Below are 22,050 nucleotides of genomic sequence, written 5' to 3'. Positions count from 1 at the left end.
TGACGCGCCCGTGCGGATCAGGAGGCTTTGCGGTTGGTGGTGTGGTCGCGGAACACCATGTCCGCGAGCCCCTGCAGGCCGGTATAGAACGCGCGGCCCTGGTTGGCCTCGGTGAAGCGCTCGATGAACCGCTGGAGGTAATTGTCGCGCGCGATCATGAAGGTGGTGATGAGGATGCCGGCCTTGCGCGCGCGCACGGCGGCATCGAGCGTGCGGGCCACGATGAACTCGTCGAGCCCGAAGCTGTTCATGTAGTACTCGCCGTCGCGCTTGATGCAGCTGGGCTTGCCATCGGTGATCATCACGATGCGGCGGTTGCGCACCTTCCGGCGGCGCAGGATGTCCATGGCGAGCTCCAGCCCGGCCACGGTGTTGGTGTGGAAGGGCCCCACCTGCAGGTAGGGCAGGTCCTTCAGGCTCACCTGCCACGCATCGTTGCCGAACACCACGATGTCGAGCGTGTCCTTGGGGTAGCGCCGCTTGATGAGCTCGGCGAGGGCCATGGCCACCTTCTTCGCCGGGGTGATGCGGTCCTCGCCATAGAGGATCATGCTGTGGCTGATGTCGATCATGAGCACGGTGGCGCAGGCGCTCTGGTGCTCGGTCTCGATCACCTCCAGGTCGTCCTCGCTCATCCGCAGCTCATCGAGGCCGCGCTGCTGGGCGTTGCGGATGCTGTCGCTCATGGCCACCTGCTCGATGCGGTCGCCGAAGCGGTAGCTGCGCCGGTCGCTGGTGGGCTCGTCGCCCTGTCCGGTGCGGCGCAACGCATGGTTCCCGCGGTCCACCTTCTTCAGCCTGCCGAACACCTGATCCAACGCGCGTTCGCGGATGAGCTTCTCGGCCTTGCCGGTGAGCGGGGCCTTGCCTCCCTTCGTGGGCCTGCCGATCATGCCGTGCTTGCGCAGGTCATCCTCGAACTCCTTGCGGCCGTAATCCTTGCTGTAGAAGCCGTGCTCCTTGTCGAGCTGGTCCATCCAGTCGAGGGCCTCCTCCACATCGCCGCTGGTGTGGGTGAGCAGCTCCAGGAACAGGGGCAGCAGCTTCTCGAAGGGCGAGCGATCGTCCTCCGGGGGGATGTACTTCGCGAAGCGGTGGCCGATCATGCGGTGGAAGGTAACGCCCACCCGCAGACCGTGGTTCGGGTCCGCATGCGCGGACCGAGGGGGGCCGGTCCAGCCGGCTCACTCCACCACCAGGCGGCGTGTGGCCCTGCCGCCATCGGTGGCGGTGACCTGCACCAGATAGAACCCGGGGCGAAGCCCCGAGAGCCCGAGCTCCACGCGCGTGCCCTGGATGCGCGCGGCGTTCACCGGAAGCGCACGACCTGCGGCGTCGCGCAGCTCCACGGCCGCCACCGGACGTTCCGTGGTGAGCACCACCAGATCCCCGGCCGGGTTCGGCGCCAGGCTGAACGCCAGGGAACGCTCGTCGATGCCGACCTCGGTCGCATCCAGCCATTCGGTGACCAGCGTGTTCAGGGAGGGCCCGAGGTTGGAACTGAGCGAATCGTTGATGATGCGCACCACCGGATGGGCCTTGAAGCGCGTGTGGTAGCTGTAGATCTCCTTCTTGCGCGTCACCGTGACCAGCGGGCCGGCGTTCACCTCGGTGGAGTTGAAGCGCACCCGGATCACCGCCATGCTCGTGCCGCCGGGAAGCACCAGGGTGCCCGCACCATCCACCACGGCGGTGTAGCTGCCCGAACGGGTGAAGGTGCCCACGCCATCGATGTCGAAGGTGGCCGAGATGGGCCCGGACCAGCTGTCATTCAGCGTGGCCGGCCACCGGATGAGGTCGGGCCCCTGTGCGAGGGGCGCCGTGTAGCCGAAGGTGAGCAGGGCGGCATCCTCACCGACCACCGTCAGGGCCGTGCCGCTCATCGCATAGAAGGTGGTGTCCGTGGTGCCATCGGTCATGGCGATGTTGGCCGTGGGGAACAGCGTGCCGGCGTCGGGGTACACGGCCGGGTCGAGGTAGGTCCAGATGCGGGTGCCCGTGCTGGTGAGCCCGCTGAAGTCGTAGGTCTGGTCGTTGCCCGCAGCGCCGGCGCTGGTGAACGCCCCGGAGTTCACCGTGATGGCGTCGCCGATCTCGGGCTGGTTCTCGGACGCCTCGATAACGGGCTGGGCGAGGAGCGGGGCGGCGACGAACGCCAGGGCGGAGAGGGTCAGGGTGCGGTTCATGCGGTTGCCGGAATAGGGTGGCGCAAGGTAGATGCGGTGACCGGTACTTTCGCTGCCCGGCGGAACCGTCCGCCTACACCCATGCGCCACAGCGTCAGCGACCTCACCGCGGTGATCCGCGACCGCCGCACCATCCAACCCAAGGACATGAGCGACCGTGTGGTGCAGCGCGACATGGTGGAGCTCATCCTGTCCAACGCCACCTGGGCGCCCAACCACGGCATGACGCAGCCCTGGCGCTTCGTCGTGTTCGCCGGGGACGCCCGCCAGCGGTTGTCCACGTTCATGGGCGAGGAATACACGCGCATCACCCCGCCGGAGAAGTTCATGCCGCGCAAGCACGAGAACGCTGTGCAACGCCCCCTGCAGGCCAGCGTGGTGGTGGCGCTCGGCATGGCCCGCGACCCGCGCGGCAAGATCAGCGAGCTGGAGGAGCAGCTGGCCGTGGCCTGTGCCGTGCAGAACATGCACCTTACGTGCACCGCCTACGGGCTGGGCGGCTTCTGGGGCACCGGCGCGGTGGTCACCGGCGACGGCATGCGGCACTTCATCGGCCTGGCCGAGGGCGACCGCTGCATGGGCCTGTTCTACATCGGATACCCTGCGGTCGACTGGCCCAAGGGTTATCGGAAGCCCCTGCCCGATGTGATGTCCTGGCAGCAGGCCTGAGCACCGGCACGGATCGGCCTTCGTCCAGCACGTTCGGGCTTCCAGCGATCCATTCCCATCGCTCGTCGACCACAGCAGGGCCGTCCGCCCCTCCGGGTATCTTCGCCACCCTCCATCACGTACACACGCCCGCATGCGCGCGCTCCTGCACGTGTCCATCCTGCTGGCCAGCCTCACCGGGCGGGCCTTCGCCGGGGTTCCATCCGGCAGCGACACCCTGCGCACCGACACGGTGACGGCGCTGGTGATGTACGGCGAACGCACCCTTTCGGAGGGCGAGGCCCTCACCGACGACCGGCTTGACGCGATGCTGGACTCGCTGTGCGCGCTCACCGACCCACCGGCCGACCTGCTGCGCGACCTCGCCCTGTACAAGCGGATCCGGGGGCTCGATGAGGGCGGCATCATCCAGCTCATCGACTCGCTCTTCGAACTGGACACCGTGCCCTACGCGCTGATCAACGAGATCAACCTGTACAGTGCGCAGATGCCCACACAGGGCGAGGTGGACCGCAGCGGCCTGCTGGCCTGGCTGGACGACCCCACGCACGACATCACCGGCCTCTACACCGACTGGAACACCCTGGCCGTGCATGCGTGCACCCCCGCCTCCGCCGCACGCGACAGTGTGCTGCTGCTGCAGCTCGTGGACGAGCAGGCGCACTGCGGCTTCGCCATGCCCGTGACGGGGCCGCTCACCTCACGCTTCGGCTGGCGCGACGGCCGTCCGCACAACGGCATCGACCTGGACCTGGAGGTGTGGGACACCGTGCGCACGGCCTTCCCCGGTGTGGTGCGCCATGCCGGCGTGCAGAACGGCTACGGGCGCGTGGTGGTGGTGCGCCACTACAACGGGCTGGAGACCTACTACGCGCACCTGCACCGCTTCAAGGTGAAGGCAGGCGACGTGGTGGACGCGGGCGAACTGATCGGTCTGGGCGGAAGCTCGGGGCGCTCCTCGGGCAGCCACCTGCACTTCGAGGTGCGCTTCCGCGGCATGCCGCTGGACCCAACGCGCATCATCGATCTGAGCAACGGTTCGCTGCAGGCGGACACCTTGGTGATCAAGCGTTCGCGCCATGCCTACGCCGCCTATCCCAAGGGTACGCAGTTCCACACGGTGGCGAAAGGTGACCATCTTTACGCCATTGCCGAGCAATACGGCACGTCCATCCAAGCCCTGTGCGACCTGAACGGCATCACCCGACGCTCGATCCTCCGCGTGGGACAGCAGCTCCTGGTGGATGCCCGGTAGGGAACCCGGTCGGCGCTGACGCGCTCCGGCATGGCTTCGCGGACCTCATAGCCTTAGGCCCCCAGCTTCCAGCCTCCGGCCTCCAGCCGCCAGCCGCCAGCCACCAGCCTCTGGCTTCCGGCCTTGGGCCGCTTGCTGCCTGCCGCCTTTCGCTCCTGCCCCTGCCGCTGCCCCTGCCCATCCTCCTGCCCCTGCCCCTGCCCCTGCGCCTGCTCCTGCTCCTGCCCCTGCTCCTGCTCCTGCTCCTTCCCCTGCTCCTGCTCCTTCCCTCCACCCTCCAGGCCCAACAAGGCGTCACCACCTTCGGCATGCAGGTGAAGCCGGTGGTGCCCCTCTCCTTCTTCGACCCGCGGGTGGAGCTTCAGGGCGGCGCGTTGCGCGGCAGCGTGGAGCTCACCGGTGGCTTCGGCTTCGGCATGCAGGTGCGGCACGGGTTCACGCGCATGCTGTCGCTGGAGACCGGCATCCACCAGATCCGCCGCAACTACCGCTGGACCCTGGAGAACGATACGGTGGCCGTCGACGGCAGCGGCCGCATCCGCTATGTGGGCTATGAGATCCCCGTGCTGCTGCTGGTGTACATCCGCCTCGGCGAACGCACCTGGATGAACACGGCCCTGGGCGCCAGCTTGGACACCTACCCGAGCGACGCCATCAATAACACGGACGATGCGCGCGCCTACCTCTTCCGGCGCAATTGGCTGCAAGTGGGCGCCGTGGGCAACATCGGTTTCGAGTACCGCACGGAACGCTCGGGCTACTTCTACTTCGGCGCCACCTACCACCGCGCCTTCGACGACATGGCCGTGGCCGAGCTCACCTATTTCGATGCCAACAGCGTGGGGCGCGCCATCCTCACGGGCCTCAGCGGCAGCTACCTCACAGTGGACCTGCGCTACTTCTTCCACGAGGATCCGCAGCGGCGCGCCGAGCGCAGGCAGCGCCGGGGGAAGGGGAATTGAAGGTCGGGTCACGGGGAACATCCCGCGGAGCGGGACAGGTCGTGGCCGTGTGCGCTTGTGTCCATGGGCAAATGGGCACATGTGCATGTGCACCAAGGGCCGCCCCGCGATCGCGAAGCGGCCCCTGACCCATGTTGTGCACAAGCCTATTGAGCCACCTTCACCGCCTTCTTCACCACGAAGCTGTCGTTGAGGTACAGCGTCACATGGTAAGTGCCGGGCGCGAGATCCATGGTGGTCCAGTCGTGGGTGTAGGCACCCGCTTCACGCACGGCCTCCTCCAGCACCTCCAACCGCTTGCCACTGGCATCGCTCACCTCCAGCCGCGTGCGGCCCGGCGTGGCCACCGTGTACCGCAGCTGGGTGTGATCCGCCACCGGGTTGGGCACGATGATCAGGTCGGTGCGCAGGGCCTCACCTGCACCTGCGTTCGCATCGCCGAAGCCTTGGCGAAGGCGTGCCCCTGCCCCTGCGCTCATGCCGCGCCCATCCGTGCTGCCGTGGGCCGCGCAGCAGGTGGCGAGGTCTTGTTGAACTGCAGCTAGCTGGTCCTGCAAGGTGCTGATGGTGGTCTGCTGCTCCTTGAACGCCGCCACGAGCAACGGGATCATCGCCGTGTAGTTGATGCCCTCCACGTCCATTTCCGGGTGGATCACGTTGCCGAGGCTATCCAACTCGGCGGGTACTTTGGTGCTGCCTACCACGGCCGGGATCACCTGCGCCACTTCCTGCGCCAGGAACCCGAACTGTTGCCCGCCGGGCAGGTACAACTGCGGGTATTGGGCGCTCTGGTAGCTGTACGCCCTTGGCGATAGTTGCCCCAGCAAGGAGGCCGCATCCTGGCCTTCAATGTCCTCCACGTTGGTCTTGATGTCCGCGTCCGAGAAGATGAAGGTCCCGTTGTTCCACATGCTGCCGGTGACCTGGACCCGGCCAGCGAAGTAGCCCGCCCAATTGTTCGTCATTGTATCGGGCACCTGGCCGTACACGGCGATGTTGTTGCTCGTGGACGGTCCATCCACCCTGCTCCAAACACCCCAATTGTTGGCATTGGCCCCCGTGCACCAGAGGTAGCTGCGTAAGCCGAAGTTGAACTGGTTGGCTCCGGAACCCTGCACGTAGCACTCCACCCCGCGGTTGTCCGCCGATGTGCCGTTGCCGTAGGCCTCGAACTGGCCACCCCAGTTGTGCGCGCTTGTGTTATGGTTCGTCGCCCGGGAGAACACGCCCCGGTTGAACGTCACGGCCGCACCACTCGTCAATCCAGCATCAAAATGCCCCGCATGGTTGCTTGTTACAGCACCGCCAGCCGTCGCGGCGCCTTCGATCCCGTAGTTGCTTCCCGCAGCCAATGCACTGGATGATGTCGCCGCCCCTTGTAGACCCACGTTCGTTGCTGCGTTGGCCGCCTCGGCACGCACACCGATACAAGTGGCACCTGCACCATTGGTTCCCGTTGGGATCTCCGTGCGCACGAAAACACCTCGGTTGGACAAGCCGGAATGCGGTGTGTTCTCAATGACATTGAGCTTGGTTCCACCCACCGGGCTGTTCGTGCCGATCCCGACGTTGTCCTCTCCATCCGGGCAGTCCGGGTCCGCCGCACCCACCGCCGTCCACACGTGGTTGGGGTTCGGATTGGCGCCCATGGTCCATTCGCAATTGTCGGGCGGCGCGGGCAGGCTGCTCACATCCCGCCAATGCAAGCGCCCATCCGCATCGGTCACCACCAGGCGGTCGAGCTGATCGTCCTCGTAGTCCGGGACCAACCGCCGGATGCGGATCGTTTGATCCAGGATGTCCAGCCGCTCGCTGGGCTCTGGATCCGGCGAGATCCCTGGTTGGGCGAAATTGCCGATGCCCACGAAGCCCTGGTTCTGGTTCACCGGGTACATGCGCATGAACTCCAGGCCCTCCTGGCTGCGCGAACCCTGGGTCGCGCCCGTGTTGTCCGTGGTGAAGATGAAACGCAGCCGGTCCGGTCCGAAGGGGCTCTTCTCGGCGTTATCGCTCCAGTGGATCACCAGGTCCGTGCTGTCGTGCCCGTAGTAGCGCTGGCCGATGTACGCGTGGTCGTGGTTGCCCGTCAGGGTCATCCCGTTCTTCATCCAACTGCGGTAGCCCCACGGCTGGTTGTAGTGGTTCTGGCCCTCGCTATTGGGATCCAGGTCGGCCAGATGCAGCCGCGAGAACGGCCCATACCCGTTCGTGGCGAAGAACCCGGGCGTGCCGCTCAGGCCCAGGTATCCATCCTGCTGCACATTGATGGTTCCACCGCCCAGCAACGGCAAGGTGCCCGTCCGCGTGTGGTACAGCTGCATCCGCTGGATGCTGTCCGTCCACCATTGGATCGGTTGGTTGCCGTTGTGGCGGACCTCCAAGGGAAATCCGGTACTGCCATTGCAACCGACGTAGTCCCCTGATGACGGGCTATTGCTAGGTGTTGACACCTGCGCCCTCCCGAAGGTGGACACAATGAAACCCAAAGCCAAGCATGCTGGCCGAAAACTGATTCCCTTTTTCATGGTCTTTCGTGGTTGTTGAGGTCCGAAAGACCGGGAGTTGTTCAACCCCAAGCACCTCGTTCGTGCTGAGGTAGATGCTACTCGATCAACACGAACTTGAACGTACGATGACTCCTTGTCTGCATGACGCGTAGAACATATCCTCCACGCGGCCACCCGCTCACGTCCAAATTCCACGCATTCCGTTCGCCACGACCTTCCCATATCAACCGGCCTGTGGCGTCGTGGATGACGATCTGTGCGCCGACCGGTACGCCGCCCAAGTGCAACTCACCGGCAGCCGGATTCGGATGGAGGTGAATCTCATCCACCGCAACATCCATGAGTCCGGTAGCCATGGGACAGCCATCAGGGGCAACGGACACACAGACGTTGTCGATCAACGTGTAGGCCTTGGGCATCCATGGATAAGTCGCGAAGTGCAGCGTGTCCGTGGTGGCATTGTCGAAGTGATTACCGATCATCAAGTACCGATAAGCACTATCCGCCACGAAACTGCCGCTCACCAGAGTCCACCCTACTGTATCCGCTATGATCCACGGATGATACACGTGTGCGCTGTTACCGGCTGTCGGCCAGGGATCACCAATTGTCCAAGGTCGTGGTTGTACGGTGAAGAGCATGCCAACATGGCTTGCCGCGACGTAGTGCTGTGGGTAATCCTTGATCCCATTCCATCCTGCGCTTGCCCAGAAGCTCGCGTAATATGTTTCGCCGGGATCCATCGCCTCCAAGAGCTCGACCATGGCATACTCACGCAAGCCATACTGCTGTTGATAGGTTACCATACCCACATGAGCTTCGCCGTCTTGGGGAAACTGGTACCCATAGAAACTCTGCGGTATCCCATTGGCCGCACCGTTCCCCACACAGCTTTGGTAGTAGTCAGGTGATCCACTGGCCGAGAACCAATGCAGTGGCCCTTCATTGGGCGTGTAGAATCCCAAAACGGCCAAGCAGGTATCATACTCTTCGAAGCTGTGGTTCGGAATCAAATTGCCCTGCGCTTCGCAGCGGAGAGCCGCAACGAACCCCAGGCAGCCGAGCAACAGGCCAAGGCGTGCGCCCGGCCACCGGAGGTTCATCGCGGGGGAGGTCATCGTTCGTTCGTGTTGACCGGGGTAGCTGGCCCGGTCCTCTTCCGCTCCGTTCAAGCCTTTGTCCGTCGCGGGTTGCGGCAAGGCTCCGCTGGTAGACCGTGTCTGCACGGCCTGGCGCTGCCTGGTCGGCTCAGCGGGTGCACCCTATCTTTGTGTTAGCTCGTGTTCATGTTCCTATGCCTTAGGGGGTGAATGTTGAGCGACCAAGGCCCTCGGTGTTCGCGCGCCGGGGGCTTCTTTCATCAATAATTGGTGGGGTTACCTTGGTAGGTCCCAGGCTTGTCGGCCTCCAGCCTCCAGCCTCCAGCCTCCTGCCTCCTGCCAAAAGCCGAAAGCCCAAGGCCGCCAGCCTCCGGCCGCCAGCTTCCAGCTTCCGGCCACAAGCGGCCAATCACACCCGTGCAGCCCGCCATGCGGTCTGCGACGATGCTGGTTGGCAAGGCTTGATGCATGGCGGAACCAATGTAATTCAAGATCGACGCTTTAGTGCATGCTGTTGAAAAGTTGCGGTTTTCAACGGTGCTAGGTTTACTATCAGCTGGGCCATGACCAGCAAGGTCTACGTTCACCAATTCCCGCAGACCCCTGTGCTCGAGGTTCGCTGAACTTCGGAATGATCAGCAGGAGAGCGCCCGTGGATGAGGGGGATCGCCACACATCCCTTCAGGATGCCCGAGACGACGATGAGGAAGGAGACCGCCACACCGCTCAGCATGCATCGGTTCGCATCGACGGTTCATGGAAGGTGTTCCGCGACCACTGCGCTCGCTCACATCGGAGTTTCCCCCGACCGGATATCTTTCCCTCCCACCCCACCCCATGCGCCACGCCCTGCTCCCCGCTGTCCTGTTCTCCACCATCCTTGCTCATGCCCAGGGCGACCTGTGCACCAACGCGGTGCTCATCGGCCCGGGCCTCTACACCGCCGACGGCCCTTCGACCGGTGCGGGCGCCACGCAGGGCAACGCCACCAACGCGGATTGGTACGCCTTCGAGACCAACCAACCGGGATACATCACGGTGAACAGCTGCGTGGACGGCGTCACCGACACACGGGTGCTCATCCACACGGGCACCTGCACCAACCTGACCCAACTGGCCATCGACGACGACGGCTGCCCCGGCGGATTTCCGCCCGGTAACTCGCTGGTGGCCGGCCTGGCCGTGGTGCCCGGCGTCACCTACTACATCGAATGGGATGACCGCTGGAGCACCGATGGCTTCACGTGGGACCTGATGCTGCACGACTGCCCCGGCCCCTATCCGCCCACCTTCAGCACCACGGACAGCAGCGTCACCGTGAACTGGCCGGCACAGCCCGCCGGCACGCTGTTCAGTGTGGAATTGGGCCCGGCGGGCTTCACGCCCGGGACCGGCACCTTGATCACCGGCACCGTGGGAGTGGACGGACCTCCGGTGACCTTCACCGGGCTCACCGAAGGCACGGCCTATGAGGTGCTCGTGGACGTGAACTGCGGCCAGGGCATGAGCATCGGCCCCTGGCCGGTGACCACCGCCGGCAACCCGCTGGTGCCGAACGACGATTGCATCGATGCGCTGCCGATCGCCTGCGGCGACACCGTGCAGGGCTCCACCACCGATGCGTTCGCCGATGCGGTGGCCGGCTGCGGCACGGGCATCGAGGCACCGGGCATCTGGTACAGCTTCACCGGCGTGCAGGGCAGCGCCACGCTGAGCACATGCAACGCGGCCACATACGACACACGCATCAATGTGTACACCGGCAGCTGCGGCAACCTGGTGTGCGTGGGCGGGAACGACGACAGTCCGGTGTGCGCGGACTACACCTCGGAGGTGACCGTGCTGACCGATGCGGGCATCACCTACTTCGTGCTCGTTCAAGGCTACGACGGGCAGACGGGCGACTTCGCGCTGGCGCTGAGCTGCAACAGCTGCGCCCCGCCGCAGGATGTGGTGGCGAGCCCCAGCGATACGCAGGCGATCGTGTACTGGACCAGCGCCAACGCGAGCGGCACCTTCACGGTGGAGCATGGTCCGGCGGGCTTCACCCCCGGTACGGGCACCGTGGTGAGCGGCGCGATCGGCCTCAACGGTCCGCCGGTGACGCTGAACGGATTGACACCGGGCACCGACCTGGAGCTGTACGTGCAGGAGGATTGCGGTGGCGGGGATGTGAGCCCGCTGGTCGGCCCCATCGCCTTCACCACCCTGCTGGACCCCGTGGCCACGAACGCGTTCTGCAATCAGGCCGCTGCGATCAACTGCGGCGACACGCTGCTGGGCGACACGAACGAAGGGCTCTTTGCCCCGGCCCCCACCTGCGCCAGCGCCGCAGTGAGCGCGCCCGGGCTCTGGTACATCTTCATCGGCACCGGCGAGGATGCCACGCTCTTCACCTGCGATCAGGCCTCGTTCGACACGCGCATCAGCGTGTTCGAGGGCAGCTGCGGAAGCCCGGTGTGCGTGGCGGGCAACGACGATGCGGTGGATTGCCCCGGCAACACGAGCAGCGTCACCTTCTTCGCACAGAACGGCGTGGAATACCTGGTGCTGGTGCATGGCTACGATGGCGCCACCGGCACCTTCCTGCTCACCCTCTCGTGCGCACCGCCCTGCGCGAACATCCCGACGAACGACGCGTGCACCGGAGCCACGCCCGTGCCCACGCTGCCGCTGGGCGCCTGCACCACACCGACCGCCGGCACCAACGTGTGCGCCTACGGATCTCCACTGCCCAATCCGCCGTGCGATCCGTGGTCCAACATCATCGACGTGTGGTACAGCTTCAACACCGGGGATACGAGCTCGCATGTGCTGACGCTGGAGGCGCAGAGCGCGGCCACGCTGAACATGGCCGTGTACACCGACTGTGCGACGCCGGCCTACATCGACTGCTTCACCGAGGTGGTCGGTCCGGTGACGATGAACGGCCTGCCCCTGAACACCGACCTGCTGGTGCGCGTGTGGAACGGCGGCGGCGCCGACGCGGGCACCTTCACCCTCTGCGATCAGGCCGCCCTGCCCACGGCGGTGGCCGACCTGTCGCGGCCTGTGCTGGGCGCCTTCCCCGTGCCGGTGAGCGATGTGCTCCAGGTGACGGGGGTGAGCCCCGCTGCCCGTGTGGCGGATGTGCTGGACCTGCAGGGGCGCCTCCTTCGGTCCACCGCGCTGCGTTCGTCAGGCGGACGGGCCGAGCTGCCGGTAGCCGACCTGGCCAACGGCACCTACCTGCTGCGGTTGGATGGTGGCGTGAACGGCTCGGTGCGCTTCGTGGTGGCGCGTTGATCAGCGCCCGCCATCGGCGAGTCGACGACGAACGTCCGCGGCCCATCGGGCCTGTGCGGCTGCATCGCGTCCGTGGTCGGTGTCGCGGTCGTAGCGCTCCTGTTCCTCGCGCAAGCGGTCCATCATGCGGTCGTGGGCGCGCTGGAAAGCCGCCTCCGGGCCCGCACCACCGAGCTGGGCCGGCAGCTCCCGGGCGAAGCGACGCGCGTGCAGTTCGGCCAGGTCGAAGTGGAGCTGCTCGTGGGCCAGCAGTTGCGCACTGGCCTTGGCCGGCGGGCGCACCCAGCTTTCCGCCGGCATGAACACGCAGCTCACCTCGGCGGTGATGCGGCCCTGCCCGTCACGCTCGAAGCTGGCCGAGATGCCATAGTAGGTGTAAGCGTCGCGGTCGGTGCCCCGGGGCGGGGTGCCCTTGAAATCGGCCCACGTGAGCGGACGGTCCGCGCTCCACGGGATGTTGGTCTGGGCGTGCAGCGGAGCGGTGCACAACAGCGCCGCCACCTGCAGGGCGGCCATCGGCACGGTGAGGATCGGGACGCGCATCACGCGGGATGAACGCGAAGGCCGTGCCGATCCGTACGCGTCACTGCTTCAGGAGCGTGCGTGTGCTGCGACCCGCCGCACCCTGCAGCTCCAACTGGTACACGCCCACGGGCAGGGTGCTGACGTCCACGAAGAGCCGGCCATCGGCCGGGACGATGCCCCGGAACACGGTATGCACCAGGCGGCCCGTGGCATCCAGCAGGCGGAGCTCCACGCGTTCCGAACGTCCGGACTCCACGCCCACCACCACGATGGAGGTGGCGGGGTTTGGGTACAGCGACGCGAACGCCGGCGCGTCCACCGGCGTCACCGCCGTGTTGGCGTCCAGCACGCGGAAGCTCCACCAGCCCTCGGGGGCCACCAGCGGACGCACCTGCATCTTGCCGCTGTTGGCGGTGGCCTCGATGTAGTAGAAGATGCGGGTGCCCGCAGGCTGCGCCGGGATGGCGCCGGCCCACACATTGCCGCCCTGATCGGCCATGGGCAGCGCGGCGAAGCCCGCAGCGGTGTCCACCGTCCAATACAGCTGTGTGGAGGCGATGCCCGTGCGATGGCGGATGTAGGCTTCCACCGGATAGGGGTTCACCGCATCATAGGTGTCATCCAGCCGTTGGTGGCGGATCAGCAGGGGATCGCTGACGCCGATGCCCTTGGTGATGCAGTGGATCGCTCCGCTCGCGCTGATGATGTTCAGTCCCTGGTCGTCGCAGTCGATGCCCACCACGTTGTAGCCGGGCAGGTTCTCGCGCAGGATCCGCAGGCCGATGGTGTCGTACTCGGCCCGGTAGGTGGGCACCAGCACCGTCCCGTTCACGAAGACGTTGTTGGCGTAGGTGCGATAGCTGGCGTTCGGCGGATAGTTGCCCCCGGCGCTGGGCGGCATCGGGATGCGGACCACCTCGTACGGCGTTCCGAACACGCTGTTGAAGGTGGACGTCACGTAGTCCAGGTTAGTCTCGATCTGGGGGCCGTCGCTGAGGCCCAGTGGGAATTCGCCCACCAGCAGGTGCTCCTCATCGAGCAGCTTCATATGCATGTCGATGTGGTTGATGTTGTCGTACGGCAACGGGGTCATCTTGACGTACCGGCCGGGCTGAATGCCCATCCAGGTGTTCATCAGGGCATCCACCTGCCCCTCGTTCCTCACGGTCTGGTTGAACTGACCGTTGGGGCCGTTCTCCTCCAGCACAAGCTCGCTGCTGAAGGCCGTGCCGAAACCGTCGCTCATGAAGTTGCCCCCGGTGTGCACCAGGTCATTAGGCGCCTGGCTCGTGCTGTACACGGGGATGTTCTTGAAGCCGCCCACCAGGTCGGGCATGGCATCGTCCAACGGCCGTGGCCGGTTGTAGATCCAATCCAGCAGCAGCAGCGAGTCCACCTCGTTCAGATAGATGCTCTCCGCGAAGTAGTCGCGTGCCCACACGCTGTTGTAGGCACCCTCCAGCAGGGTGACGTTGTTGAGGTTGTTCAGCGGTCCGCCATACTGCGCGTTGTTGAGGTAGGCAGTGACGTCGGCGTCATCATCGCACACGATGATGACCTCACACTCCTCCTTCGCGTGGCGAACGATCTGCTTCAGGATGCCTTCGTATTGGGCCCAGCAGATCACGAGGCTCTGGATCTCCTCCCACTCGGCCATGGTGCGTACCGGACCGGGCGGCGGAGTGGTGATGCCCCGCGCATCGCCCGCGCGGCTGTCCCTGTAGTCGCGGATCAGGGCGTGCTCGTGGGGAGCAAGGGTGTGGGGCAAGGGGGCCCGTTCCTGGGCGTGCAGGGCGGGCACTGCGGCGAGCAGGACGAGGAGGGGAATGAGGCGGCGCAGCATGGGGGTTCGTTCGGCGCCAAGGTAGAACGGGCACGCCTGCGGGGACCAACCCGGGCGACGGAAGGCCTTGGAAAGCCGACGGTCAGGGCAGCTGCTCCACCCGCGTGGCCGTGGGTACCGCGCCCCCGACGTTGACCAGGACGGGATCGCGGTCGTTGGCACTGCCGGCATACTTCACCTGGCCGTTGAGGTTCACGTCCTCGGAGAAATAGCCGGTGGCCGTACCGGTGGGCACCGCGCCGCCGATGCGCACCAGGATGGGGTCGCGGTCGTTGGAACCGCCGGCATACTTCAGCCGGTCGTCCGGAAGCACGTTGCCCGCCCAGAGCAGGCGCACGCCGCCCGTCTCCTTGCCGGCATCGGTCCCCCAGGTGGGCGTGGCCGGGTCCGTCATGTCCACCACGGCAACGCCACCGCCCAGGGCGAGCGGAGCGGCGGTCATCATGCCGAGGTGGTTGCGATGACGCACCGCCACATGGTAGCTGCCGGCCGGAAGGTCGAAGCTCACGGGTGAGGTGCCGTCCACGGACACGATGTCGCCATCACGCTGCAGGAGCGCCGTACGCGAACCGAGCACTTGCGTGGGATCACCGGACGCCCGCAGTTCCACAAGCACCCAGTCGACGATGGCGTCGGTGCCGGTGACGGCCAGCACGGGGGCCGTCGTGGACGGTGTGCTGTTGTTCACCATCACGAAGCCGGCCGCGGTGTAGGGCTCGGTCAACGGCAGCAGGCCCTGCGCGCGAAGGTCGTCGCGCATCAGGCCCGAACCGCTGTCGTACGCGCCCTCCAGGAACACGCTTCCACCCACCAGCGCACCGGGCGCATAGGTGGCGCATTGGGCAAGCACGTGCTGCAGGCTGTTGTGCGCATTGATGCGCCCGCCGGTGACGGTCTGCCCCGGCAGGTTGCCCACCTGCTCCACGCCCGCGAACAGCGCCGCGCGCACGGCATCGGCCGCCGCCTGGGGATCGTCCAGCGTCAGCTGCGCCAGCGCGGTGCATGGTGCGCTGTACAACAGCGCGATGACCCCGGCGGTGAGCGGTGTGGCGAAGCTCGTTCCACTGGTGGTGGTGTACCCTCCGCTGCTGCCGGTGGTGCGCACACTGGAGCCCGGTGCGCCCACATCGATGGTGGTGAGGCCGTAGCCGCTGAAGGTGCGCTGATCGGAACTGTTGGTGGCCGTGACGCTGATCATGTACGGGCTGCCGCAGGCCGTGGGCATGTCACCCACCGCGTCGATGTTCACGTTGTTGTTGGCGGTGGCCCCGGCATTGAGCACGCCCGCCGCACCCAGCGTATCGTAGAAGGCGCACCACAGCGGATAGTTCGCCGCATTGGCATTGTCGATGCCCCAGCTGCTGCTGGTGGCCACCACGAAGGCCCCCTGGGTGCCGTTGCTCGCGTTCCAGCGCCGGCGCTGCACCAGGGGATAGGTGTAGCTGGCGATCACGTTGGCTTCCGTGAGGCTCCCGATCCGCACGGGCATGAGCTTCACGTTCCAGTTGGCGCCCGCCACGCCCGTCGCGTTGTTGCCGCGCGCACCGGTCATGCCCGCGCAGCTGGTGCCATGGCTGCCGCTGAAGAGGGTGTTGTCATTGCCCGCCGAAGGGTTCCAGCCGTTGACGTCATCGATGTAGCCGTTCCCGTCATCGTCGACGCCGTTGTTGTCGATCTCATGGATGTTCACCCACGCGTTCGCGTTCAGGTCGGGGTGCGTCCGGTCGAAGCCCTCGATGATGGCCACCACGATGTCGTGCCCCAGGGGCGTGGTGCCTCCCGTGGTGATGTTCCACGCCAGGTCCGAATCGATGTCGTTGTCCTCCGGATCCGCATGGTGCCATTGTTGCGCGTACTGGGTGTCGTCCGGCACCAGCCGCTCCTCGATCACCCGGTCGGGCTGCGCGATGGCGACATGGGGGTGCTCCTGCACGGCCCGCAGCAGCACCTCGTCCGCGATCGGCGCACCCCGGTTCTCGAAGAGGTGGATGCGCATCGGCGCGCTCACCTCCCGGGCCACAAGACCGCCCGGCGGGATGCCCAGTGTCGATGCCACCTCAAGCACCACCACATCGGCACTTCCATCCGGAGCGAGCATGGCCAGCACATGCCCGGGCAGGTGATCGCCCTGCACGGGCTTCTGGGCCAGGGCGGCATGGCCGATCAGGGTTGCGGCAAGAAGGAGGAAGGAACGCATGGCAGTGAGTTGTTCTATGGAAGTTGTTCGATCCGCGTGGCCGTGGGCACCGTGCCCCCGATGTTCACCAGGATGGGATCGCGGTCGTTGCCGCCTCCGGCGTACTTCACCACGCCGTCCATGTTCATGTCCTCGGGCCGGTACTGCCCGTTCACCGTGGCGGTGGGCACCGTGCCGCCGATCGCGGTGAGGACCGGATCGCGGTCGTTGGCGCTCCCGGCGTACTTGAGGCGGTCGTCGCGTTGCACGTTGCCCGCCCACAAGGCCCGAACCCCGCCGATGGCCTTGCGCGCCTCGGTGCCCCAGGTGGGCGTGGCGGCGGCCGTGAGGTCCAGCACCGTGGTGCCCACACCCATCGCGAGCGGAGCGGCGGTCATCACGCCGAGGTGATTCCTGTGTCGCACGGCCACATGGTAGCTGCCGGCCGGCAGGTCGAAGCTCACCGGCGAGGTGCCGTCCACGGACACGATGTCACCGTCGCGCTGCACGAGCGCGGTGCGGCTGCGGAGCACGGTGGACGGGGTGGCCGCATCACGCAGCTCCACCAGCACCCAGTCCACGATGGCGTCGGTGCCGGTGACGGCCAGCACGGGGGCCGTCGTGGCCGGTGTGCTGTTGTTCACCAGCACGAAGCCGGCCGCGGTGCAGGGCTCGGTCAACGGCAGCAGGCCCAGCGTGCGAAGGTCGTCGCGCATCAGGCCCGTGTTGCCATCGAACGCGCCTTCCAGATAGGCGCGCACGGCCAGCGCGAAGCCGGGGGCCGGGGTGATGGTGAAGCGCCACCAGCCCTGCGGCGCCGTGATGGGCCGCACCTGCACCTTGCCGCTGTTCGCCACCGCGCGGAGGTGGTAGTACACCGTGCCTCCTCCGGTCTGTTCAGGGATGGTGGCGGACCAGGTGTTGCCTCCGGCGGGCCCCATCGCCAGCGCCGTGTACCCTTGGGTCGTGTCCGTGGTCCAGTACACTTCGGCGTTCGCGATGCCGCTCTGGTGCCGGATGTACGCCTCCACCGGGTAGCCGTTCCCATCGTCCGTGCGGTCCGCCAGCGGCTCATGGCGGATCAGCAGCGGCTTGGCGACCCCGATGGCCTTGGTGATGCAGTGCAACGCACCGCTCTGTGCGATGATGTTGCCGCTCGCGTCGTCGCAATCGATCGGCACCACCGTGTAGCCGGGAAGGGCCTCGCGGTAGATGCGCAGCGCTGTGGTATCGTACTGTTCCCGATAGGTGGGCACCAGGATGGTGCGGTTGATGAAGATGCTGTTCGTGTAGGTGCGGTAGCTGCTGTTCGGCGGATAGCTGCCCCCGGTGCTCGGCGGCATCGGCACCCGGATGATGCGGTACGGCGTGCCGAACACACTGCTGTAGTTCTGCTGGATGAACTGGATGTTCGCCTCGATCTGGGGGCCGTCGCTGACACCGTTCGGGAACTGGCCGATCAGCAGCGTGCGTTCGTCCAGCAGCTTCATGTGCATGTCGATGTGGTTGATGCCATCGAACGGCAGCTGGGTCATCCGCACATAGCGCCCCGGCTGGATCCCCATCCAGGTCGTCATCAGGGCGTCCACCTGCGCGGGTGTCTTGTCGGTCTGGTTGTACACGCCGGACGGACCGTTCTCGTCGACCACCAGGTTGCTGGAGAAGCCCGTGCCGAAGCCGTCGCTCATGAAGTTGCCGCCGGTGTGCACCAGGTCGTTGGGCGCCGTGGTGGTGCTGTACACGGCGATGTTCTTGAAGGCCCCGATGGCATCGGGCGTGGCATCGTCCGCCGGACGTGGTCGGTTGTAGATCCAGTCCAGCAGGAACAGCGAATCCACCTCGTTCTGGTAGATGCACTCCGGACCGTAGTCGCGCATCCAGATGCTGTTGTAGGGCGTGTTGAGGAAACTGATGTTGGTGAGGTCCGCCAGAGGGGCGCCGCCCGCGTTGTTCGCCAGCAGGTAGCTGGTGATGTTGGTCTGGGAGTTGGTGGTGCCGGGGTTGCCGCACAGGATGAGCACCTGGCACTCGGCCCTGGCATGGCGGACGATCTGCTTGAGGATGCTGGGAAAGGACACCCAGGCCACGCAGAGCGTCTGCACCTCCTCCCACTCGGCCATGGTGCGTGGTGCGAAGGGGGGCGGTGTGGTGGTGCCCCGCGCATCCTGGGCACGGCTGTCGCGATAGGCCCGGATCAGCGGCACCTCCGACGGGTCGAGCGCGTGGGGAAGCCCCTGCTGTGCCGCGGTGGTGAGGGGCATCAGGAGGGCGAACGTGGCGGTGAGGCGCGCGACAAGGCGAAGGATGCCGAGAGGGCGGTCAGCGTGGGTCATGGCCCCGCAAGTTAGCGGGAGCCGCCTCGCGCTCCGGCCGACCTGAACCGGCGGTGCAGGCCGAGCACCTCCCGCACATAAAGGAAGGTCTGGGCTCCCTTGCACCGGCCGGCGGTGATGCCCGGACGCCGGTAGTAGGCCGGGAAGGCCAGCAGGGTGATGGCCCGCTCCACATGCCCGGTCCACCGGTGGCGGTCCAGGCCCAGTTCCTGCGCAAGCCGCTGTGCATCGCGCACATGGCCCGGCCCGGCGTTGTAGGCGGCCAGCACGAAGTGCAGGCGCTCGTCCGCCTCGGGGATGGAGCGCCGCCACAGGCTGTCCAGCATGGCCAGGTAGATGGCCGCCGCATGCACCTGGCCCTCCACCAGCTGCATGCTGTCCACGCCCAGGCGTTCGGCCGTGGCGGGCATCATCTGCATGAGGCCCTGCGCGCCCTTCACGCTGAGCGCGGCGGTGTCGAAGCGCGACTCCTTGAAGGCGATGGCGGCCAGCAGCTCCCAGTCCCAGTGCATCAGGTCGGCCTTCTCCTGGAAGAGGGCATCATAGGGCGAGAGCGAATCACCGGCCAAGGGCCGTCCGCGCGTGGCGCCCAAGGGTCCGCGGCGCGGCAGGCGATCCCCGTAGGCCGCCACGATGAGGGCCCGCGCCTCCTGCTCGGCGGGCATGCTCAGCCAGTTGTCCAGGGCCTCGCGCAGCCGCACGGCGTTGCGGCGCACCGCCAGCACCACGTCCACGGGCGCGGCGTCCACCGGCTCGAAGGTGAGCTGCGGAAGGTGCTCGGCATGATGGCGGGCCTCGAGGTCGCTCACGAGCACGGCGGGCAGCTTGCCCACGGCCACCGCTTCGATGAGCGCGGCACCCGTCCGCCCATCGGCCCGACGCACCGGCACCCGCGCGCTGTCCATCGCCCACGGCCCTCCCGCCTGCACATGCACGGTATCCACGACGTCCGCCGCCACCTCCGCGGCCCGGTCGGGACGCAGCCGCACCAGCACGGGTGTCACGTGCCACCAGGGCACGGTGCAGGCCACCGCGTCGCCGAAGCGCCCGCGGTGCACCTGCGCGGCCACCACGTCGCCCACGCCACGCTGCAACAACGGGAGCAGGCTGTCCCCCGGCACCACCAGCGCCTTGAGCGCGAGCTCATGTTGCCCCGCGAAGCGCTCCAGCAGCTCGAACTCCGTTCCGCGTTCGTCACCGGGGAAGCGCTCGTAGGTGAGCGGATGCTCCACCACGAGCACCCGCAGCGTGTCCGCTGCGATCGCCGCCAGGTCGCGGTCCACCAGCGGTTCGGACCATGGCTCGCGCGCCTGATGCGGAAGGGCGACCTCCGTGCGAAGCCACAGGAGCAGCCCCAGGAGCCCGATGGCGGCAAGACCGAGAAGGGCGATGCGTTGTGCGCGCGTCATCGAAGCGTCCGTGTGTCGCGCTGGATGTCCGTGAGGAAGGCGATGAACTCCGCGCGGTAGGCCTCGTAGTGCGCCCAAAGCACGGCTTCGGCACCCGCCATCACCTCCCCTTCCGGGGCGCGGCGGGCCATGCCCCGCAGGGCACCGGCCAGTCCTTCGCGCTGCGCATAGGCGCCCAGCCAGTCGCCGGCCATCATGGGGGGCAGCATGCGCGCCGGCCGACCCTCCATCCAGGTCGCGTTCGCCTGGAGCACCCCGTACATCCGTGCGGTGAAGTCCTCCAGCGGCTCGGGGTGCAGGGCGTTCCAATGGGCCGCCAACAGATGGTCGTAGAACAGGTCCAGCACCACCGGCGCATAGCGGCCCGCATGCGCGCGGGCACGATCACGTCCGGCCCGGGCCAGTGGATGCTGATCGATGTAGTGATCGATGGCGCGATGGAGGCGGATGCCGCGCTGAAGGCCCGCCGGGAAACGGCTCAGGTCGGAGCCCTTGATGGCGTCGGCCATGAAGTTGCCCGTGATCACCAGCGGATCGTCGCCGCTCAGGTACAGGTGGCCCAGGAAGTTCATCGCGGGGCCCGAAGGTACCGCCCTTCCAACCCGGCCGTCCGCCGCTCATGGAATGCCCCCGGACATCCTGCGTCGTCCCGGTACATTCGTGGTCCGCATGTCCCCGCAGCGTCGCTATCTGCTCTATTGGGCCACCCAGCTCGTCGCGTGGGGCGGCTATGTGGGGCTCTTCGTCCTGTGGAACTATGTGAAGGGCACGCTCGACCCGGGGCTCTACGTGATCATGGTGCTGGTGTTCGCCCTGGGCATCGGCAGCAGCCACGCCCTGCGCGAGGTGATGGTGCGCAACCACTGGCTGGAACGGCCGCTGGGCCTGTTGATCCCGCGCCTGGCCCTGGCCGGGCTGCTGCTGGGGCTCACGGCCACGGTGATCGAGGGCATCCTGGTGGGTGTGCTGCTGCCCGATTACGGCTCGCTGTTCAGCAGTGACGCCGCCCGATTCTTCGGCCAGCTCATCAACTGGGTGGTGCTGCTGGTGATGTGGTCGCTCGCCTATCTCGCCTATCACTACTTCGCCCGCAACCGGCTGGAGGAGATCCGCAACCTGCGCCTGCAGACGGCCGACCGCGAGAACCAGCTCAACAACCTGCGCAGCCAGCTCAACCCGCACTTCATGTTCAACGCGCTGAACGGCATCCGCGCACTGATCGATGAGGACCCCGCGCAGGCCAAGCGCGCCATCACCCAGCTCAGCGCCATCCTGCGCAACGCCATGAGCACCGTGAAACGCACCACCGTGCCGCTCGGTGAGGAGGTGGACATCGTGAAGGCCTACCTCGCGCTGGAGGCCATGCGCTTCGAGGAGCGGCTGCGTGTGCAGTTCGAGGTACCACAGGGCCTGGAGCGGGAGCCCGTTCCGCCCATGCTGCTGCAGACGCTGGTGGAGAACGCCGTGCGGCACGGCATCGCCAAGCTCACCCAGGGCGGCGACATCCACATCGCAGCGCGCCAGGGTGACGACGGGCTGCACCTCACCGTGCGCAACACCGGCCACTACGAGCCCGGCCGCATCAACGGCAGCGGCATCGGTCTGCGCAACACCCAGCGCCGCCTGGACCTCATCTACGGCCGCAAGGCCAACCTGCACATCAGCAACGCCGATGGCATGGTGGTGACCGATGTGCTGATCCCGCGCGCGGAAGCCCCGGTGCTGGGCGAGGAGACCTGAACCATGGGACACGGGAACATGGAGAACCGCACCAACGCTGAATGCCGCAAGCCGGAGGCC

At 66.7% G+C, this 22,050-nt stretch carries 16 protein-coding genes; 5 read left to right on the top strand and 11 right to left on the bottom strand.

The window, feature by feature from the left end; translation table 11 throughout:
- Nucleotides 1–17: 17 nt before the first annotated feature.
- A complete protein-coding gene (locus IPM49_16595; protein ID MBK9276141.1) occupies nt 18–1,106 on the bottom strand; it encodes a VWA domain-containing protein in 1,089 nt (362 codons plus the stop codon).
- Nucleotides 1,107–1,184: 78 nt separating this feature from the next.
- Nucleotides 1,185–2,186: a T9SS type A sorting domain-containing protein gene (locus IPM49_16590; protein ID MBK9276140.1), complete on the bottom strand. Its 1,002-nt coding sequence runs from the start codon at nt 2,184–2,186 to the stop codon at nt 1,185–1,187.
- Between the two features lie 81 nt (nt 2,187–2,267).
- Here IPM49_16590 and IPM49_16585 point away from each other — a divergent pair, with 81 nt between their 5' ends.
- The gene (locus IPM49_16585) at nt 2,268–2,855 is read left to right on the top strand and encodes a nitroreductase (protein ID MBK9276139.1); all 588 of its coding nucleotides are present in this window, start codon (nt 2,268–2,270) and stop codon (nt 2,853–2,855) included.
- 133 nt (nt 2,856–2,988) lie between these two features.
- On the top strand, nt 2,989–4,110 hold the full coding sequence (locus tag IPM49_16580; protein ID MBK9276138.1) for a peptidoglycan DD-metalloendopeptidase family protein: 1,122 nt from the start codon (nt 2,989–2,991) through the stop codon (nt 4,108–4,110).
- A gap of 53 nt (nt 4,111–4,163) precedes the next feature.
- On the opposite strand, the gene IPM49_16575 is transcribed toward IPM49_16580, so the two are convergent.
- The gene (locus tag IPM49_16575) at nt 4,164–4,400 is read right to left on the bottom strand and encodes a hypothetical protein (GenBank protein ID MBK9276137.1); all 237 of its coding nucleotides are present in this window, start codon (nt 4,398–4,400) and stop codon (nt 4,164–4,166) included.
- 18 nt (nt 4,401–4,418) lie between these two features.
- Between IPM49_16575 and IPM49_16570 the strand changes: the two genes are divergently transcribed.
- Nucleotides 4,419–5,072 (top strand): hypothetical protein, encoded by a 654-nt coding sequence (locus IPM49_16570; GenBank protein MBK9276136.1) that lies wholly within the window; start codon nt 4,419–4,421, stop codon nt 5,070–5,072.
- A 146-nt stretch (nt 5,073–5,218) separates the two neighbouring features.
- Here IPM49_16570 and IPM49_16565 read toward each other — a convergent pair whose 3' ends face one another.
- Entirely contained in the window at nt 5,219–7,453 is a 2,235-nt protein-coding gene (locus IPM49_16565; GenBank protein MBK9276135.1) for a tail fiber domain-containing protein, read from the bottom strand.
- Nucleotides 7,454–7,674: 221 nt separating this feature from the next.
- Nucleotides 7,675–8,682: a T9SS type A sorting domain-containing protein gene (locus tag IPM49_16560; protein MBK9276134.1), complete on the bottom strand. Its 1,008-nt coding sequence runs from the start codon at nt 8,680–8,682 to the stop codon at nt 7,675–7,677.
- Between the two features lie 834 nt (nt 8,683–9,516).
- Between IPM49_16560 and IPM49_16555 the strand changes: the two genes are divergently transcribed.
- Nucleotides 9,517–11,964: a T9SS type A sorting domain-containing protein gene (locus IPM49_16555; GenBank protein MBK9276133.1), complete on the top strand. Its 2,448-nt coding sequence runs from the start codon at nt 9,517–9,519 to the stop codon at nt 11,962–11,964.
- Here IPM49_16555 and IPM49_16550 read toward each other — a convergent pair whose 3' ends face one another.
- The 6 genes from IPM49_16550 to IPM49_16525 form a co-directional block, all read right to left on the bottom strand.
- A complete protein-coding gene (locus tag IPM49_16550; protein MBK9276132.1) occupies nt 11,965–12,507 on the bottom strand; it encodes a DUF922 domain-containing protein in 543 nt (180 codons plus the stop codon).
- A 40-nt stretch (nt 12,508–12,547) separates the two neighbouring features.
- Nucleotides 12,548–14,332 carry an agmatine deiminase family protein gene (locus IPM49_16545; protein ID MBK9276131.1) on the bottom strand — a complete coding sequence of 595 codons (1,785 nt, stop codon included), beginning with the start codon at nt 14,330–14,332 and terminating at the stop codon, nt 12,548–12,550.
- 82 nt (nt 14,333–14,414) lie between these two features.
- On the bottom strand, nt 14,415–16,529 hold the full coding sequence (locus IPM49_16540; GenBank protein MBK9276130.1) for a S8 family serine peptidase: 2,115 nt from the start codon (nt 16,527–16,529) through the stop codon (nt 14,415–14,417).
- A 14-nt stretch (nt 16,530–16,543) separates the two neighbouring features.
- A complete protein-coding gene (locus IPM49_16535; GenBank protein ID MBK9276129.1) occupies nt 16,544–18,841 on the bottom strand; it encodes an agmatine deiminase family protein in 2,298 nt (765 codons plus the stop codon).
- A gap of 11 nt (nt 18,842–18,852) precedes the next feature.
- Complete coding sequence (locus IPM49_16530; GenBank protein MBK9276128.1) at nt 18,853–20,250, bottom strand: transglycosylase SLT domain-containing protein; 1,398 nt, start codon at nt 20,248–20,250, stop codon at nt 18,853–18,855.
- Nucleotides 20,247–20,822: a DUF479 domain-containing protein gene (locus tag IPM49_16525; protein ID MBK9276127.1), complete on the bottom strand. Its 576-nt coding sequence runs from the start codon at nt 20,820–20,822 to the stop codon at nt 20,247–20,249. Before IPM49_16525 ends, IPM49_16530 begins: the two co-directional genes overlap by 4 nt.
- Nucleotides 20,823–20,919: 97 nt before the next feature.
- On the opposite strand from IPM49_16525, the gene IPM49_16520 reads away from it, so the two are divergent.
- A complete protein-coding gene (locus IPM49_16520; protein MBK9276126.1) occupies nt 20,920–21,990 on the top strand; it encodes a histidine kinase in 1,071 nt (356 codons plus the stop codon).
- Nucleotides 21,991–22,050: the final 60 nt, after the last annotated feature.

The organism is Flavobacteriales bacterium (assembly GCA_016715895.1).
Classification (GTDB): Bacteria; Bacteroidota; Bacteroidia; order Flavobacteriales_F; family PHOS-HE28; genus PHOS-HE28.
Note: the sequence above shows the minus strand (reverse complement) of the source record. Positions and strands in the feature narration are given on the sequence as shown.